This window comes from Pseudomonas mucoides, assembly GCF_015461845.1.
In the GTDB taxonomy this organism is placed as follows: domain Bacteria; phylum Pseudomonadota; class Gammaproteobacteria; order Pseudomonadales; family Pseudomonadaceae; genus Aquipseudomonas; species Aquipseudomonas mucoides.
Genome location: NZ_JACOPW010000001.1, coordinates 120,687 through 138,447 on the forward strand (window position 1 = coordinate 120,687; position 17,761 = coordinate 138,447).

Genomic DNA, 17,761 nt, shown 5'->3' on the forward strand with positions numbered 1-17,761 from the left:
CACCACAGGCTCAAGGCTCCAACCCGATCCCCCGCAAAATCACGCTGGTCACCGTCTGCACCGCCCGCTCGAACTGCATGTCCGACAGCGGCTGGTGATCATTCAAGATATTCACCTGATGATCAAAGTCCGCATAGTGCTGGGTCGACGCCCAGATCATGTACAGCAGGCTCGAAGGCTCCACCGGCAGGATGCGTTTGTCATCCACCCACTGACGGATTTTCGCTTCTTTCATCTTCGCCCAGTCATACAGGCTGGCGTCCAGCGCCTCACCGAGTGTCGGCGCACCGTGGATGATTTCGTTGGCCCAGACTTTCGACCCGTAAGGCCGGCTGCGTGAGTGGTTCATCTTGGCGCGGATGTAGCTGCTGAGTACCACGCGCGGATCGTCGAACATCTCGAAGCACAACGCGTCCTGCTTCCACACTTCCAGCAGATCGAACAGCACGGCGCTGTACAGCTCGGTCTTGGTGCTGAAGTAGTAATGGAGGTTGGAGCGTGGCAGTTGCACTTCGGCAGCGATGTCGGCCATGGCGGTGCCGCCAAAGCCTTTTTCGGCGAAGACCTTTTCCGCCCCCAGCAGAATTTTCTCGACGTTACTGCGACGAATCCCGATCTTGTGATTGCCCATGAGGGCTCCCTGACGCCAGCGTTGACCAAGACTAGCATCCGGCTCCACGTCAGGGCGACAGGCTAAAACGAAACTTCGACACTCAGCTGTCGGCGGGTAAACTGGCGCCACTTCGAACCTGCCTCAGAGGTATTCACGATGCTCAAGAAAGCCCTGGTCACCACCGCCCTCCTCGGCTCGCTGCTGGCCGCTTCATCGGTGTGGGCTCACGCCCATCTCAAAGGCCAGACCCCGGCCGCCGACAGCACCGTGAGCGCGCCAGCGGAGTTGCGCCTGGAGTTTTCCGAAGGCGTTGAAGCGACCTTCACCAAGGTCACGCTCACCAAGGACGGCGCCGCAGTCCCGGTGAAGAGTCTCGCCACCGAAGGCAGTGACAAGAAAACCCTGGTCGTTACGCCTGCCGCACCGCTGACCGCAGGCACCTATAAAGTCGAGTGGCACGCGGTGTCCGTCGACACCCACAAAAGCGAAGGCGCCTACAGCTTCAAGGTTGGCCAGTAATTCATGACGAGCGCGATGGTGCTGTGTCGCTTTGTGCATTTCACCATGGTGCTGATGCTGTTCGGGGCGTGGGTGTTTCGGCCCTTGCTGCTCAATGGCAACGCTGAGCACCTTGATCGCAAGCTGGCGTTGACCAGTCGCTGGCTGGCCGCCGTGGCATTGGCCAGCGGCGTTGCCTGGTTGCTGCTGATCACCGCGAGCATGGCCGGAGCATGGGAAGCGGCATTTGATCCGTCGACCCTGCACCTGGTGTTGGGCAACACGTTTTTTGGCCAGGTCTGGCGCTGGCACTTGTTGCTCAATGGGATGCTGGTGGCGTTGCTGATGAGCCCTTGGCGGGCCAACAAGTCGCTGCGAATCGGCCTCGCCAGCCTGTTGCTGGCGACCCTCGCACCGGTCGGTCACGGCGCCATGCTGGACGGGCTCAATGGCCAGTTGTTGATGCTCAATCAAGTCGTTCACCTGACCTGCGTGGGTGCCTGGCTCGGTGGTTTGATGCTGTTGGTGATGATCTTGCGTCAACCGGCAGAGCAGCCCGTCAAAGCGATATTGCAGCGCTTTAGTGGTGTCGGTTACGCCTTGGTGGCGGGGCTGCTGATCACCGGGTTGATCAACGTTCGGGTCCTGACCGGAGTGTTCTGGCCGACGCCGTTGTTCACTGGTTTTGCGTTGATCCTGTTAATCAAGGTGGCGCTGATTGCGGCGATGCTCGGTTTGGCGCTGTTCAATCGCCTGCGCATCAACGATAGCGAGCAGCGTCTGTCGACACTCAAAACCAGTGTAATCCTCGAATGGATGCTGGGGATGGGTGCAGTCGCAGCAGTGTCCCTCCTCGGCACCCTGCCCCCCATGATCTCCAGCTGACCCCTCCCACAGGTTTTTCGGCGTCCTGACCCATGGCGCCATGTCATCGTACAACTTCTGATTGACAAGCCCTCAAACCCTCGCAAATAATCGCCGCCAATGTTGTACGACGACGTATAACAAAAATAAAAACAACAAGAAGTCTGGGAGCGTTACTGTGAGCAAGCTCGTCCGCAATTCGTCCGCCTGCACCCCACATCCGATGTTCAAACGCCGTCATACCCTGGGCCTCATTGGTTGCAGCGGCCTGGCCCTCGCCCTGCCGATGGCCGGCCATGCCGAAGGTTTCACCGACGACGCCAAGGCCACGCTGAACCTGCGCAACGCCTACTTCAACCGCAACTACACCAACCCGGCGTATCCGCAGGGCAAGGCTGAAGAGTGGACGCAAAACTTCATCCTCGACGCCAAATCCGGGTTCACCCAGGGCACCGTCGGGTTCGGCCTGGATGTGCTGGGACTGTACTCGGTCAAGCTCGATGGCGGTAAAGGCACCGGCGGTACCCAACTGCTGCCGCTGGACCATGATGGCCGCCCGGCGGACACCTTCGGTCGCACCGACGTAGCGTTTAAGACCCGGCTGTCGAAGACCGAGTTGAAGATCGGTGACTGGATGCCGGTGCTACCGATCCTGCGCTCCGATGATGGTCGTTCCCTGCCGCAAACCTTCCGCGGTGGCCAGGTGACGTCCAGCGAGATCAGCGGTCTGACGCTGTATGGCGGCCAGTTCCAGAAAAACAGCCCGCGCAATGACTCGAGCATGGAAGACATGTTCATGAACGGTAAATCCGCGTCCATTACTTCAGATCGTTTCAACTTCGGCGGCGGCGAATACACGTTCAACGACAAACACACCCAGATCGGCGTCTGGTACGACGAGCTCAGCGACATCTACCAGCAACAGTATTTCAACCTGAACCACACCCAACCGCTTGGCGACTGGACCCTCGGCGCCAACCTTGGTTACTTCATCGGTAAGGAAAACGGCAGCGCCCTGGCCGGCGATCTCGACAACAAAACCGCGTTCGCCCTGCTCTCGGCCAAATACGGCGGCAACACCTTCTACGTCGGCCTGCAAAAACTCACCGGTGACGATCAATGGATGCGCGTCAACGGGACCAGCGGCGGCACCCTGGCCAACGACAGCTACAACTCCAGCTACGATAACGCCAAGGAAAAATCCTGGCAGGTGCGTCACGACTACAACTTCGTCGCCCTCGGCGTTCCTGGCCTGACCCTGATGAACCGCTACATCAGCGGCGATAACGTGCACACCGGGAAGATCACCGACGGCGAAGAATGGGGCCGTGAATCCGAACTGGCCTACACCGTACAGAGCGGGCCGTTGAAAAACCTCAACGTGAAATGGCGCAACGCGAGCATTCGCAAGAGCTTCAGCACCAACGAGTTCGATGAGAACCGCATTTTCATCAACTACCCGATTTCGCTGTTGTAACACCGACCCTGTGGGAGCGAGCTTGCTCGCGATAGCTATCGTTCAATCAGCACTTTGGTTGACTGATCCAACGCCATCGTGAGCAGGCTCACTCCTGCAAGGATGGTTTTCCAATCAGGAATTGACCCTCCGTCCATTTCAACCAACGTCGCGTTGACAAGACCCTGAGACCCTTACGATACTTCAGCAAAGTCGTACGACAACCTACAACGACTCAATAACAACAACTGTTTGTCCAGGATTCCCATGACTACTACGACCACCCGCCTCCCTTTCAATCGCCTGCTGCTGACCGGTGCCGCCGGTGGCCTGGGTAAAGTCTTGCGCGAAACCCTGCGCCCCTATGCCAATGTGATTCGCCTGTCGGACATCGTCGACCTCGCTCCGGCGATCGATGACCGCGAAGAAATCGTGCCGTGCGATCTGGCAGACAAGCAAGCCGTGCATCAATTGGTCGAAGGCGTGGATGCGATCCTGCACTTTGGCGGTGTGTCGACCGAGCACTCATTCGAGCAGATCCTCGGCGCCAATATCTGCGGCGTGTTCCACATCTACGAAGCCGCGCGCCGCCACGGTGTGAAGCGCGTGATCTTCGCCAGCTCCAACCACGTCATCGGTTTCTACAAGCAAGACCAGGTCATCGACGCACACTCCCCACGTCGTCCGGACAGCTACTACGGTTTGTCCAAGTCCTACGGCGAAGACATGGCCAGTTTTTACTTCGATCGCTACGGCATCGAGACCGTCAGCGTGCGTATCGGCTCATCGTTCCCGGAACCGCAAAACCGCCGCATGATGAGCACGTGGTTGAGCTTCGGCGACCTGACCCAATTGCTGGAATGCGCCTTGTACGCCCCGAACGTCGGCCACACCGTGGTGTATGGCGTGTCCGACAACAAGCACGTTTGGTGGGACAACCGTTTCGCATCCGGCCTGGGTTATCAACCACAGGACAACTCCGAAGTATTCCGCGAAAAAATCGAGACCCAACCGATGCCGGCCGCTGATGACCCGGCGATGGTTTACCAAGGTGGTGCGTTTGTCGCGTCGGGCCCGTTCGGCGACTGACCCCCAACAACAAAAAACCAAGGGAATGAGTGGCCATGCAAGCCGAATTGATTGTCGATGCCCGAAACGCTGTCGGTGAATGCCCGGTGTGGGTCCCCGAGGAAAACGCCCTGTACTGGGTCGATATTCCTGCCGGCGCCCTGCAACGCTGGAGTGCCGCCAGCGGACACGTCGATGCGTGGACCGCGCCGGAAATGCTCGCGTGCATCACCCGCCACCGTGACGGTGGCTGGGTAGCCGGGATGGAAAGCGGCTTTTTCCATCTGCACCCGCACACCGACGGCAGCCTCGACAGTCAATTGCTCGCCCACGTCGACCACGCCCGCACGGACATGCGCCTGAACGATGGTCGTTGCGACCGTCAGGGGCGTTTCTGGGCGGGCAGCATGGTGTTGAACATGGGCGCCAACGCGGCTGACGGCACGCTTTACCGCTACAGCGCCGGTCAACGAGGGCCGCTGGAGGCACAACTCGGCGGGTTTATCGTTCCAAACGGCCTGGGTTTCAGCCCGGATGGGCGGACGATGTACCTGTCCGACTCGCATCCCCACGTTCAGAAAATCTGGGCCTTTGACTACGACATCGACAGCGGCACGCCGTCCAATCGGCGGCTGTTTGTCGACATGAACCAGTTCCCCGGTCGCCCTGACGGTGCGGCGGTGGATGCCGACGGTTGCTACTGGATCTGCGGTAATGACGCCGGGTTGATTCACCGCTTTACCCCTGACGGCCGACTGGATCGCTCCCTCGCCGTCCCGGTGAAGAAACCCAGCATGTGCGCCTTCGGTGGCAGCCGCCTGGACACGCTGTTTGTGACCTCGATTCGCCCCGGTGACGACCAAGATGAGCAGTCCCTGGCCGGTGGCGTGTTTGCCCTCGATCCGGGTGTTACCGGGTTGCCGGAACCGCTGTTCAATGTTCCCTGACTGAATGAAGAAAATAAGCGCCTTCCCATGTGGCGAGGGAGCTTGCTCCCGCTGGGTCGCGCAGCGGCCCCGACAATCTTTCATTTGTATCGAGGCAGCTGTATTGGCGACTGCTTCGCAGCCGAGCGGGAGCAAGCTCCCTCGCCACAATGTCCCCATTGAGCCAGGCATTTCACAATGACAATGACGCTTCTCGAACTCGAAGACGAACTGACCCACCTCACCCTCGCCCCCGAGCTCGGCGGCAGCCTCGTCAACTGGACGGTTCGCAGCACCGGCCAACCGCTGCTCCGTCACACTGACGCCCATGCGCTGAACACCGGCCTGCCGGGCAAACTCGGCTGCTATCCCCTGGTGCCGTGGTCCAACCGCATCGCCGAGGGTGGTTTCGATTGCCCCGAGGGCTGGCTGGCGTTGACGCCCAATAGCCTCACCGATCCGCTGCCCATTCACGGCAGCGCCTGGCAGCAACCGTGGCAAGTGGTGTCGCAATCGGCCAACGAAGTGGTCCTGCAACTCGACAGCAGCACGCCGTTCGCCTATCGCGCCCGGCAGCGGTTTCATCTGTGCAAGGGCCAGTTGAGCATCGAATTACAGGTCACCCACCTGGCCGACCGCGCCGCGTGGCATGGCCTCGGTTTGCACCCCTACTGTCCGCGCACGTCGAACACGCAGCTACAGGCCAAGGCCGAGAAAGTCTGGTTATGCGATGGTTCGAAACTGCCAACCGAGTTGATCGAGTTGCCCGCTGACTGGGATTTCCGTCAACCGCGCGCCTTACCCGCCTCCCTGGTCGACAACGGTTTCTGCCACTGGGACGGCCATTGCCTGATCCAGCAACCCGACCTCGGTTATGCGCTGGAATGCCAGGCCACCGGCAGCGATTATTACCTGCTCTACTGCCCGGTCGGTCTGGAGTTTTTCTGCATCGAACCGGTGAGCCACCCCGTCAACGCGCATCACCTGCCCGGCCGGCCAGGGTTACGGTTGCTGGAGCAAGGTCAGTCGGCGGAGCTTGGGTTCAGCCTGCAGTATCGCGCGCTCGGATAACGCCATTACCCGAGCATCTGACTCAGCGCCGCACGCAGCTTGCCGGGTTTCACCGGCTTGTTCAGCAGCGGCGCGCCGAGTCGCTGCAATGAGCGTCGACACTGATCCGTGCGGTCCGCCGTGATGATTACCGCCGGAATCACCTGGCCGTAATGCTCACGCAAATGCCTGACCACATCGCAGCCCACTACGCCATGATCGAGGTGATAGTCCGCCAGGATCAGTTCCGGCGCTTGCCCACGCAGCGCCGCCAGCGCCGAGGATTCATCCGTGGCCGTGACCACCTCGCACCCCCACTGCCCAAGCAGCGCGCTCATGCTCTCGAGAATGCTGACTTCGTTGTCCAGCACCAGCAGGCGTCGGCCCGGCAAGGGATTGCCCGTGGTCAACTGAGGCGCAGCCTGACTGATCGGCAGCGGCACCTCATGGGAAATCGGTACGTCGATGCTGAACATCGACCCTCGTCCCGGCACCGATTTAACCCCAATCCGATAACCGAGAATCTTGCCGATGCGCTCAACAATGGCCAGCCCCAACCCCACACCTTTGCGGTCGGCGGCGCGTCCGACGTCGAGTTGGTTGAACTCCAGGAAAATCGAATCCAGTCGGTCCGCGGCGATGCCACGCCCGGTGTCCCAGACCTCCAGGCGCAGCATCTCGCCGCGACGCCTTGCGCCCAGCAGGATGCTGCCCTCGTCGGTGTAGCGGCAGGCGTTACTGAGGAAGTTACGCAGGATGCGCGTCATCAGGCGCAGGTCGGTGCTGATGGCGTACTCGCCCACCTGCACGCGCAGGTTCAACCCTGCCGCTTCGGCGACCGACTGAAATTCGGACACCAGCGGCCCGAGCAATTCGTCGAGACGATAAAGGGCAACGTCGGGTTTGACCGCCGCCTGATCGAGCCGGGATATATCCAGCAAATCAGTGAGCAAATCTTCGGCCCCCTCCAGCGCCTGATGAGTACGCTCGACCAGGACCTGTTCAACGTCAGGCAGCTTTCGTTCACGCAGCGTCGAGATCAGCAAGCGCGCAGCGTTAAGCGGTTGCAGCAGGTCGTGACTGGCCGCCGCGAGGTATTTGTCCTTGCTGCGATTGGCGGCCTCAGCGGCGTCGCGGGCATCGCGCAAAGCCTCGGCGATCTGCTTGCGCTGGGTGATCTGCTGTTGCAGGTTGCGGTTGGCTTCCAATAACTCATCGGTGCGCGCGGCGACCCGTTGCTCCAGCTCATCGTTGAGTTGTTGTAAACGCTGCTGGGCTTGTTTGCGTTCGGTGATGTCGGCGACGAACCCCTCAACCAGGCCTTCCTGATCGGGCTTGAGCAACAGGTTCATCAAGACATCGAGGCTGCTGCCGTCCTTGCGCCGCAACTGGGTTTCATAGCCGTGCAGGCTGCGTTGATGCTTAAGGATTTCGCCGATGTTTTCCAGCTCACTGGCCCCGCCGACAAACAGGTTGCTCGCCAGGTCCGCCAGGGAAAACAGCACCTCTTGCGGGTCCTGATAGCCGAGCATGTGCGCCAACGCCGGGTTGGCGGCCCGCATGCCTTCGTGCAGGCTGGCCTGGAAAATCCCCTGGACCGCGTTTTCGAACAACCATTTGTAGCGATTGCGCTCGGCTTCCAGCTCGTCGAGCCGCGCGGCCAGTTCCGGGTAATGGCTCTTGCGCGCCGAATGGCTGCCTAACCCGAGTAACCCCGCCAGTGCCCGTTGCTGATCGTCAGAGGGCTTCGCCATAGACGACCTCGACATCACGCTGACTGGATTCGCGCGGATTGGTCAGGATGCACGGGTCGTGCATGGCGTGTTGCGACAGGAACGGAATGTCCGCCGTACTGACCCCGTGCAAGCCAAGGGTCTCGTGGAAGCCGATTGCGTGTTTGAGCGCAATCAGATGCTCCACCAGTCGCGCGCAGATCTGACGGTGGTTCAGGCCACGGCAATCGATGCCGAAGGTCTCGGCGATTACCTTGAAGCGATCCGGCGCCGAGCTGTAATTGAACGCCACCACATGTTCCACCAACACCGCGTTGCACAGGCCATGGGGCAGATCGAGGAACCCGCCCAGGCTGTGGGACATCGCGTGCACAGCGCCGAGAATCGCGTTGGAGAACGCCAGCCCGGCTTGCATGCTGCCGAGCATGATCTTCTCGCGCAGGGCGATGTCTGTCGGGTTGGCAATCATTTGCACCAGGTTGCCGTTGATCAACCGCATCGCTTCCAGCGCATGGGGATCGGTCAGTGGCCCGTGGCCCGTGGAGACAAAGGCTTCGATGGCGTGCACCAACGCATCGATGCCGGTACACGCCGACAGGAACGGGTCCATGCTCAGGGTCGTTTCCGGGTCGATCAACGAGACGTCCGGCACCACCGCTTTGCTGACGATGGAGAACTTCATGCGTTCTTGCTGGTTGGAAATGATCACGAACTGCGACACATCAGCCGACGTGCCGGCGGTGGTCGGAATCAGGATCAGGGGCGGGCTGGGCACGCGGATGGTGTCCACGCCTTCGAATTCGAGAATGCTGCGTCCGTGAGCAACGACAATGCCGATGCCTTTGCCGCAATCCATCGGGCTGCCACCGCCGACGGCGACGATCACATCGCAATGGTTTTCCCGGTACAGCTCGGCGCCGAGCATCACTTCTTCGACCCGCGGATTGGGGGAGACATCGGCGTACAGGAAGTAATCGATACCCAACGCTTGCAGGCTGGCCTCGACGTCGGCGACCCAACCGGCGGCAATCACCCCGGGGTCGCTGACCACCAGGACTTTGCGGGCACCGAAGGTCTTGGCGTAGTTACCGACATTGTGCCGACAGCCGGCACCGAAGATGATTTCTGGAGACACGAACTTACGCAGCTGGCTGAGACTCTGGCTCATTGGAAAGCCTGTTTTTATTGTTTTGGAAGATAGAACCCACACTAAACCATCCGGCTGCGAATGCAATCAGACCAAAGAACACTGTGGGAGCGAGCTTGCTCGCGATGACGGAGTGTCAGCCAACAAAGATGCTGAATGTTAAACCGCTATCGCGAGCAGGCTCACTGCTACAAGGGATTGGTGTTGCCAGATTCATCCGCGGTAGATCAGCTGCGAAGCCTTTTCGTTGCGCAACGTCAGGTGTTCCATGCCCTGCCCCACGGCTTCGGCTTCTTCCCGGGCCTTGAGGATCACGCCATGGTGCGGCGACTTGCTGCACACCGGGTCGGCATTGGCGGCATCGCCGGTGAGCATGAACGCCTGGCAACGGCAGCCGCCCAGGTCCTTGTGCTTTTCATCACACGAGCGGCACGGCTCCTTCATCCAGTCATCGCCACGAAAACGGTTGAAGCCAAACGAATCAGTCCAGATGTGCTCAATGCTGTGCTCTCGCACATTGGGAAACTGCACCGGCAACTGACGGGCGCTGTGGCAAGGCAGCGCGGTACCGTCCGGGGTGATGTCGAGAAACAGATTGGCCCAACCGTTCATGCAGGTTTTGGGGCGCTCTTCGTAATAGTCCGGGGTGACGAAGATCAGCTTGCACGGATGGCCCTGGGCCTCAAGCCGCGCGCGATACTCGTTGGTGATGCGCTCGGCGCGCTGTAGTTGCTCGCGGGTGGGCAGCAGGCCGACGCGATTGAGTTCGGCCCAGCCGTAGAATTGGCACGTGGCCAACTCGACAAAATCCGCTTCCAGCTCAAGACACAAGTCGATGATCTGCGCGATCTGATCAATGTTGTGCCGATGGGTGACGAAGTTCAGCACCATGGGATACCCCTGGGCTTTCACCGCGCGGGCCATGGCCAGTTTCTGGGCGAAGGCCTTGCGGGAGCCGGCGAGCATGTTATTGACCGCTTCGTCAGCCGCCTGAAAGCTGATCTGGATATGGTCCAGCCCGGCCACCTTGAAGTCGCGGACTTTCTGCTCGGTCAGGCCGATGCCCGAGGTGATCAGGTTGGTGTAGTAGCCCATGTCTCGCGCGGCTTTGATCAGTTCGGCCAGGTCCTGTCGCACCAATGGCTCACCGCCGGAAAACCCCAATTGCGCAGCCCCCATTTCGCGGGCCTCACGAAACACCCGAATCCACTCCTCGGTGCTCAGCTCCTCGCCATGCCGGGCAAAATCCAGCGGGTTGGAACAATACGGGCATTGCAGCGGGCAACGGTAGGTCAGCTCGGCCAACAGCCACAGCGGTGGGCCGACGGGTGAATCATTCAATCCAGAATTGCGCATGGGCCACCTCCAGGAATGCCAGCACATCCTCATCAATCCCCGGTACGCCGGGAAAATTCGCGGTCAGTCGCTCTATGATCGCCGAGACACTGCGCCGGCCATTCACCAGATCGAGGATCTGCCCGGCGCTGGCGTTGAGTTTGATCATGCCTTCGGGGTACAGCAGCACGTGACAGTCCTGGCGGGGCTCCCATTGCAAACGAAAGCCCTGGCGCAACGACGGCAACCACCCGCGTTGGATCAGGCTCACAGGGCAATCCCCCGGTGCCAGACTTTATCGGCCGTGACGGTGTGATAAGGCGGACGCTCCAGCTCGTAGGCCATGCTCATGGCGTCGAGCATGCTCCACAGCACATCGAGTTTGAATTGCAGGATCTCGAGCATGCGTTGCTGCGCCTCGCGTGTGACGTAGTGCGCCAAGGTAATGCGCAAGCCGTGCTCCACATCGCGTCGGGCCTGACTCAAACGGTTGCGAAAATAGTCATAACCGGCAACGTCGATCCACGGGTAATGCGTCGGCCAGGCGTCGAGTCGGGACTGATGGATCTGCGGGGCGAACAGCTCGGTCAGCGAACTGCTCGCCGCTTCCTGCCAGCAGGCGCGACGGGCGAAATTGACATAGGCATCGACGGCGAACCTCACGCCAGGCAGCACCCGTTCCTGGGACAGAATCTGTTCGCGATCCAGCCCCACCGCTTCGCCCAGACGCAGCCAGGCTTCGATGCCGCCTTCACTGCCGGGCACGCCGTCATGGTCGAGAATCCGTTGCAACCACTCACGGCGCACGTCGCGGTCCGGGCAGTTGGCGAGGATCGCAGCATCCTTGAGCGGAATGTTCACCTGGTAATAGAAGCGATTGGCGACCCAACCCTGAATCTGCTCGCGGCTCGCGCGGCCGGCGTACATGGCTTGGTGAAACGGGTGATGGATGTGGTAGTAGGCGCCTTTGGCGCGCAGGGCGGCTTCGAATTCGGTGGGGGTCATTGCAGTGCCGGTCATTGCGGTTCTCCGATGGATTTGTGCTGCCGGGTCTGGCCTCATCGCGGGCAAGCCACGCTCCCACAGGTTCACGCGATCAACTGTGGGAGCGTGGCTTGCCCGCAATGGGGCCATCCGCTACAGCTCAATACTCATGCCGTCATAAGCCACTTCGATTCCACGCCGTTCCAGCAAGGCCCGCTCGGCCGAGTCTTCATCGAGGATCGGATTGGTGTTGTTGATGTGAATCAGCACCTTGCGCTGGCGGGTAAAACCTTCAAGCACCTCAAGCATGCCGCCGGGGCCGCTTTGCGACAGGTGGCCCATTTCGCTGCCCAGACTTTGGCCGACTTCGCAGACGCGCATTTCGTCGTCACGCCACAAAGTGCCGTCCAGCAGCAGGCAATCGGCACGCTGCATCCAGCCCAGCACTTCGTCATCGACTTGCCCCAGCCCCGGCGCATAAAACAGCGATGCACCGCTGCGTCGGTCTTCAATGAACAAGCCGATCGTATCGCCCGGTTGCGGATGGCCGCGATTGGGTGAATACGGCGGTGCGTTGCTCACCAAGGGAATCGCCCGCCAGCGCAAGTGCTGGCAGGCAGGAATGCTGAACGGCTGACGATCCAGGCCGATCGGTTGCCACTGCAGCCCGCCGTTCCAGTGGCGCAGCATGTTGAACAGCGGGAAGCCGCTGCTCAGGTCCTGGTGAACCCGTTCGGTACACCAGACGGCATGCGGACAGCCTTCGCGCAGGCTCAGCAAGCCGGTGCAGTGATCGATCTGGCTGTCGAGCAGCACGACACCCGCGATGGCGCTGTCACGCAACTGGCGAGCCGGTTGCAACAGCGGAAAACTCGCAAGCTGCGCACGAATGTCCGGCGAAGCATTGCACAGCACCCAATCCACACCGTTGTCGCTCAGGACAATCGAGGACTGGGTGCGCGGTTGTGACCGCAGGCTGGCATTGCGCATCCCGGCGCATTGGTGGCAATTGCAATTCCACTGCGGGAAACCGCCACCAGCAGCCGAGCCGAGAATGCGAATGTGCATGAATGAGGCTCCAAAGGCAGGCCCGGCCAACCCGACGGCTGGCCGGGTGAGCAATCAACGGTTGGCGAAATACATCGTCACTTCGAAGCCAATGCGCAGATCGGTAAACGCGGGTTTAGTCCACATGGGTCAATCCTCTTCTTGTGCCGGGCGATTCCGGTAAAGCCATTAATGCACGGGGCATCGGGCGCCCGAATGCTACTTTCGAAGGAGATGGCGGGGTGCGTTGGTAGGGGGTGTACGGGACTTTCAAATTCACCGAAGTACCCCTGTGGGAGCAGGCTTGCCCGCGATGGCGGCGTGACAGTCAACATCAATGTTGAATGTGCAGGCCTCATCGCGGGCAAGCCCGCTCCCATAGGGGTTACGGTGTGTTCGAGGGTTAGAAGAACCCCAGCGGATTGATGTCGTAGCTGACCAGCAGGTTCTTGGTCTGCTGGTAGTGATCGAGCATCATCTTGTGGTTTTCCCGACCGACGCCGGACTTCTTGTAGCCACCGAACGCGGCGTGCGCCGGGTACAGGTGATAGCAGTTGGTCCACACGCGCCCGGCCTTGATCGCCCGGCCCATGCGGTAGGCGCGGTTGATGTCGCGGGTCCAGAGGCCGGCACCGAGGCCGAACTCGCTGTCGTTGGCAATCGCCAGCGCTTCAGCTTCGTCCTTGAAGGTGGTGACACCCACCACCGGACCGAAGATTTCTTCCTGGAAGACGCGCATCTTGTTGTGGCCCTTGAGCAGCGTCGGCTGGATGTAATAGCCGCTGGACAGGTCACCTTCAAGCCGTTCGGCGGCGCCACCGGTGAGGAGTTCGGCCCCCTCCTCCTGAGCGATTTTGAGGTACGAGAGGATCTTGTCGTATTGCTGCTCCGACGCCTGGGCGCCGACCATGGTTTCGGTGTCCAGCGGGTTGCCGCGTTTGATCTTGACGATCTTCTTCATCACCTCGGCCATAAACGGCTCGTAGATCGATTCTTGCACCAGCGCCCGCGATGGGCAGGTGCAGACTTCGCCCTGGTTGAAGAATGCGAGCACCAGGCCTTCAGCGGCTTTTTCGATGAACTGCGGCTCGGCGTTCATGATGTCTTCGAAGAAGATATTCGGCGACTTGCCGCCCAGTTCGACGGTGCTCGGGATGATGTTCTCGGCGGCGCAATGCATGATGTGCGCGCCGACCGGGGTGGAACCGGTGAAGGCGATCTTGGCGATGCGCTTGCTGGTGGCCAGCGCTTCGCCGGCTTCACGACCGAAGCCCTGGACGATGTTCAACACGCCCGCCGGTAGCAAATCGGCGATCAGCTCAGCGAAGACCATGATCGACAGTGGCGTCTGTTCTGCCGGTTTGAGCACGACGCAGTTACCGGCGGCCAGGGCCGGGGCAAGTTTCCAGGCCGCCATCAGCAGCGGGAAATTCCATGGAATGATTTGCCCGACCACGCCCAGAGGCTCGTGAAAGTGATAGGCGGTGGTCAGTTCATTGATCTCCGCAGCGCCGCCTTCCTGGGCGCGAATGCACCCGGCAAAGTAGCGGAAATGGTCGGCAGCCAATGGCACGTCGGCGTTCAGGGTTTCGCGCACGGCCTTGCCGTTGTCCCAGGTTTCGGTGACGGCGAGGAGTTCCAGGTTTTGTTCGATGCGATCGGCGATTTTCAGCAGCACCCGCGAACGGTCCTGGGCCGAGGTCTTGCCCCAGGCATCCGCAGCGGCGTGTGCCGCGTCGAGGGCCTTGTCGATGTCGGCGGCGCTGGAGCGTGGGAACTCGGCAATCACCTCACCGTTCACCGGCGAGGTATTGGTGAAGTATTCGCCATTGACCGGCGCGACAAACTCGCCGCCGATGAAGTTGCCATAGCGCGGTTTGAAGGAAACAACGGCGCCTGGGGTTCCGGGTTGTGCGTAGATCATGGTGGGCCTCTGTCTGGGTCGATGCCTGTCGGGCCGACAAGCGATGAACCGATACTAGAGAGCCCCGCGTGCCGGACGAATGCGCCGTTGGCAGGAGGGCTCTCGTTATTTGGTCGTAGGTTTCACACAAAACACTGTGGGAGCGAGCTTGCTCGCGATGGCGTCTGTTCAGTCAGAACTGCTGTGACTGAGACACCGCTATCGCGAGCAAGCTCGCTCCCACAGGGGTTATGCGGTGGACTGGGGGTTAGTGCTTGGCCACCAGGTCTTTCGGCAGCTTGAAGGTCCAGAGCATGCCGCCCTGGTTGAAGTCCTTGATGCGCTTGGCCACTTCCCCGCCCCACAACGGTACGGCGCCGCCCCAGCCGGAGAGGACAGACACGTACTGTTCGCCGTCCATTTCCCAGGTCACGGGCGAGCCGAGGACGCCGGAACCGGTCTGGAATTCCCAGACTTTCTCGCCGGTCTTGGCATTGAACGCCTGGAGGAAACCTTCCGGCGTGCCGGTGAATACCAGATTGCCCTTGGTCGTCAGTACCCCGCCCCACAGCGGCGCATAGTTCTTGTGGCGCCAGACTTCTTTGCCGGTTATCGGGTCGATGGCGCGCAGCACGCCGATGTAGTCTTCATTCAACGGTTTGATGGTGAACCCGGCGCCGAGGAATGCCGCGCCTTTTTTGTAGGCGATGCCCTCGTTCCAGATGTCCATGCCCCACTCGTTGGATGGCACGTAAAACAGGCCGGTGTCGCGGTTGTAGGCCATCGGCATCCAGTTTTTCGCGCCCAGGAACGCAGGCGCTACAAAGACTGAACTGCCCTTGGGTTCGGAACCCGGAGCGCCAGGGCGGCTGGCTTCGTTGTAGATCGGCCGGCCATCTTTATCCAGGCCGGTGGCCCAGGTGATCTTGTCCACAAACGGGAAACCGCGGATGAACTTGCCGTTGGTACGGTCCAGCACGTAGAAGAAACCGTTGCGGTCCGCCGTGGCCGCCGCTTTGATTTCTTTGCCGCCCTCGGTGTAGTTGAACGAGACCAGCTCGTTCACGCCGTCATAGTCCCAACCGTCGTGGGGCGTGCTCTGGAAGTGCCATTTGATGGTGCCATCGTCCGGGTTGAGCGCCAGGCGCGACGACGAGTAGAGGTTATCGCCAGGACGCAAATGCGAGTTCCACGGTGCCGGGTTGCCGGTGCCGAACAGCAGCAGATTGGTTTCCGGGTCGTAGTAACCGCCGAGCCACGGGGCGGCACCGCCGGTCTTCCACAAGTCACCCGGCCAGGTCTTGCCGGCTTCACCGCCGGAGATGCCGTTCTCGATGGCCTTGCCGTCCTTGTAGACGTAGCCCATATGACCTTCGACGGTTGGGCGGACCCACAACAGATCGCCATTTTTCGGGTCGTACGCCGAGATCTTGCCCACCACACCGAACTCGCCACCGGCCACGCCGGTAATCAGCTTGCCGTTGATCACCAAGGGCGCGGCGCTGATCGAATAGCCTTCCTTGTGGTCGGCCACCTGCTTGCTCCACACCACTTTGCCGGTGTCTTTGTTCAGGGCCACCAGCTTGGCGTCGAGCGTGCCAAAGAACACCAGGTCGCCATACAGCGCCACGCCACGGTTGATCACGTCGCAGCACGGACGGATGTCATCCGGCAGGCGCGCATCGTACTGCCAGAGCTTCTTGCCGGTGCGCGCATCGACCGCGAACACCCGCGAGTAAGAACCGGTCATGTACATCACGCCGTCCTTGATCATCGGCTGTGCCTGCTGGCCACGCTGTTTTTCGCCGCCGAAGGAGAATGCCCAGGCAGGTCGCAACTCCTTCACGTTGTCGACGTTGAGAATATCCAGCGGGCTGTAGCGTTGCCCCTGGACGCCGAGGCCGTTGGTGACAATTTGCTCCGGGTTTTTCGGGTCCTGGAGAATGTCCTGGTCGGTGACCGCGGCCAATGCCTGGCCAGACAACAGCATGGCACTGAGCAGCAGGCTCAAGACGAAGGGCTGGCGACGTGCGGGTTGAGTCATGACGGCTACCTCTGCGGTTTTTTGTTATTCGCGGGAGAGTTTCCCGGCGTAGTGCAGATTCTTGGGCGCCGTCGCCCCGACAACAATTACCCGCAATATGGAGATTCCTAATCCCTTAGTAGCGGGTCGCATGGGTTCAAGCATTATCTGGCTGCGCCGGAATCCACCCGGGTCATCTGCCCACGCTCGTAGCGCGGGTACAAATGACTGACGCTGCGGATCAATTCATAACGGCTCAGCGTGATCCCGGCGAAACGTTCGGGGATCGGACTGCGGATCATCTCGGCCATGTCGCTGCCATTCGCTGCACCCGCTTGCAGCAACTGGTCGAGCCAGGTCAGGTAGTCGCGCATTTGTTCGAAGGGTTGTGGGTCGCTGGACACGGGGCCGTGACCCGGCACGATCAGCGTCCAGGGCAAGCCCTGCAGGGTCGCGATGTCCGCCAGCCACACAGACAGCCCGTGGCTGTTGGGCGTGGTCAAGGCCCGTTGATAAAACACCAGGTCCCCGGCAAACAGCACGCCGGTTCGCTGGTCGAGAATAGCCAGATCCGCTCCCGTATGCCCACCCAGGCCCAGCAAGCGTAAATCGTGATTCCCAAAACTGCGTACGCCTGGCGTCACGACTTGATTGGGCAACACCACTTCGGTGCCACGCATCCAGTCACCCACCATTCGATACATGTTCTCGGCCATCGCATCGCCTTGTTGATGCAACAGCTCGGTCGTCCCCGCCAGCGCGCCGATGGGCACGTCAGCGAACGCCTGATTTCCCAGCACATGGTCCGGATGATGGTGGGTCAGGAACACCTGAACCACCGGTTTATCGGTGATCTCGGCAATCGCCTGGTGCATCGCCTCGCCGTAGCGTTTCGACGGCCCGGTGTCGATGACCACCACGCCACGTTCGGTGACAATGAACGCGGTGTTGACGATATTGCCGCCGTTGGCCTTGGCGAAATTATCCGTACTGCCTTCCAGCAGCCAGGTGTCTTCGGCGATCTGCCGGGGCTTGAGCGAATACTCAAGGTCGGCCATGGCCGGCAGGCTGACGCTCAACACCATCAGCAATATCCAGCGCATGAAAGGCTCCT

Annotated in this window: 17 protein-coding genes; 6 read left to right on the plus strand and 11 right to left on the minus strand. The window is 60.7% G+C overall.

The annotated features are described in order from the left end of the window. Window positions 1-10: 10 nt before the first annotated feature. Complete coding sequence (locus tag H8F22_RS00530; protein WP_027923310.1) at window positions 11-631, minus strand: TetR/AcrR family transcriptional regulator; 621 nt, start codon at window positions 629-631, stop codon at window positions 11-13. A gap of 138 nt (window positions 632-769) precedes the next feature. Between H8F22_RS00530 and copC the strand changes: the two genes are divergently transcribed. The 6 genes from copC to H8F22_RS00560 all read left to right on the plus strand — a co-directional run bounded on the left by copC (window position 770) and on the right by H8F22_RS00560 (window position 6,496). Continuing rightward, on the plus strand, window positions 770-1,132 hold the full coding sequence (copC, locus tag H8F22_RS00535; RefSeq protein WP_059180991.1) for a copper homeostasis periplasmic binding protein CopC: 363 nt from the start codon (window positions 770-772) through the stop codon (window positions 1,130-1,132). Between the two features lie 3 nt (window positions 1,133-1,135). After that, the gene (gene copD, locus H8F22_RS00540) at window positions 1,136-1,996 is read left to right on the plus strand and encodes a copper homeostasis membrane protein CopD (protein WP_194939609.1); all 861 of its coding nucleotides are present in this window, start codon (window positions 1,136-1,138) and stop codon (window positions 1,994-1,996) included. Window positions 1,997-2,153: 157 nt separating this feature from the next. After that, window positions 2,154-3,452 carry an OprD family porin gene (locus H8F22_RS00545; protein ID WP_027923307.1) on the plus strand — a complete coding sequence of 433 codons (1,299 nt, stop codon included), beginning with the start codon at window positions 2,154-2,156 and terminating at the stop codon, window positions 3,450-3,452. Between the two features lie 246 nt (window positions 3,453-3,698). After that, complete coding sequence (locus H8F22_RS00550) at window positions 3,699-4,520, plus strand: NAD-dependent epimerase/dehydratase family protein (RefSeq protein WP_027923306.1); 822 nt, start codon at window positions 3,699-3,701, stop codon at window positions 4,518-4,520. Window positions 4,521-4,555: 35 nt separating this feature from the next. After that, on the plus strand, window positions 4,556-5,446 hold the full coding sequence (locus H8F22_RS00555; protein ID WP_194939610.1) for an SMP-30/gluconolactonase/LRE family protein: 891 nt from the start codon (window positions 4,556-4,558) through the stop codon (window positions 5,444-5,446). A 177-nt stretch (window positions 5,447-5,623) separates the two neighbouring features. Further along, entirely contained in the window at window positions 5,624-6,496 is an 873-nt protein-coding gene (locus H8F22_RS00560) for an aldose 1-epimerase (protein WP_059180993.1), read from the plus strand. Between the two features lie 5 nt (window positions 6,497-6,501). Here the strand turns inward: H8F22_RS00560 and H8F22_RS00565 are convergent, their stop codons facing one another. The 10 genes from H8F22_RS00565 to H8F22_RS00610 form a co-directional block, all read right to left on the minus strand. After that, window positions 6,502-8,229: a PAS domain-containing hybrid sensor histidine kinase/response regulator gene (locus tag H8F22_RS00565; protein ID WP_027923303.1), complete on the minus strand. Its 1,728-nt coding sequence runs from the start codon at window positions 8,227-8,229 to the stop codon at window positions 6,502-6,504. Beyond that, complete coding sequence (ercA, locus tag H8F22_RS00570) at window positions 8,213-9,376, minus strand: alcohol dehydrogenase-like regulatory protein ErcA (RefSeq protein ID WP_059180994.1); 1,164 nt, start codon at window positions 9,374-9,376, stop codon at window positions 8,213-8,215. Before ercA ends, H8F22_RS00565 begins: the two co-directional genes overlap by 17 nt. Before the next feature lie 192 nt (window positions 9,377-9,568). Beyond that, on the minus strand, window positions 9,569-10,711 hold the full coding sequence (pqqE, locus tag H8F22_RS00575; protein WP_194939611.1) for a pyrroloquinoline quinone biosynthesis protein PqqE: 1,143 nt from the start codon (window positions 10,709-10,711) through the stop codon (window positions 9,569-9,571). Beyond that, window positions 10,689-10,961 (minus strand): pyrroloquinoline quinone biosynthesis peptide chaperone PqqD, encoded by a 273-nt coding sequence (gene pqqD / locus H8F22_RS00580; RefSeq protein ID WP_027923300.1) that lies wholly within the window; start codon window positions 10,959-10,961, stop codon window positions 10,689-10,691. Before pqqD ends, pqqE begins: the two co-directional genes overlap by 23 nt. Then, window positions 10,958-11,710, minus strand: coding sequence for a pyrroloquinoline-quinone synthase PqqC (gene pqqC / locus H8F22_RS00585; RefSeq protein WP_027923299.1), 753 nt, complete (start codon window positions 11,708-11,710; stop codon window positions 10,958-10,960). Before pqqC ends, pqqD begins: the two co-directional genes overlap by 4 nt. A 117-nt stretch (window positions 11,711-11,827) precedes the next feature. After that, window positions 11,828-12,742 carry a pyrroloquinoline quinone biosynthesis protein PqqB gene (pqqB, locus tag H8F22_RS00590; protein WP_194939612.1) on the minus strand — a complete coding sequence of 305 codons (915 nt, stop codon included), beginning with the start codon at window positions 12,740-12,742 and terminating at the stop codon, window positions 11,828-11,830. A 54-nt stretch (window positions 12,743-12,796) separates the two neighbouring features. Next, window positions 12,797-12,868, minus strand: a complete 72-nt coding sequence (gene pqqA / locus H8F22_RS00595; protein ID WP_003253598.1) for a pyrroloquinoline quinone precursor peptide PqqA — start codon at window positions 12,866-12,868, stop codon at window positions 12,797-12,799. A gap of 256 nt (window positions 12,869-13,124) precedes the next feature. Beyond that, window positions 13,125-14,645: an acetaldehyde dehydrogenase ExaC gene (exaC, locus tag H8F22_RS00600; RefSeq protein ID WP_194939613.1), complete on the minus strand. Its 1,521-nt coding sequence runs from the start codon at window positions 14,643-14,645 to the stop codon at window positions 13,125-13,127. A gap of 247 nt (window positions 14,646-14,892) precedes the next feature. Continuing rightward, window positions 14,893-16,668 carry a PQQ-dependent methanol/ethanol family dehydrogenase gene (locus tag H8F22_RS00605; protein WP_027923296.1) on the minus strand — a complete coding sequence of 592 codons (1,776 nt, stop codon included), beginning with the start codon at window positions 16,666-16,668 and terminating at the stop codon, window positions 14,893-14,895. A 143-nt stretch (window positions 16,669-16,811) separates the two neighbouring features. After that, a complete protein-coding gene (locus tag H8F22_RS00610) occupies window positions 16,812-17,750 on the minus strand; it encodes a quinoprotein relay system zinc metallohydrolase 1 (RefSeq protein ID WP_194939614.1) in 939 nt (312 codons plus the stop codon). Window positions 17,751-17,761 lie beyond the last annotated feature (11 nt).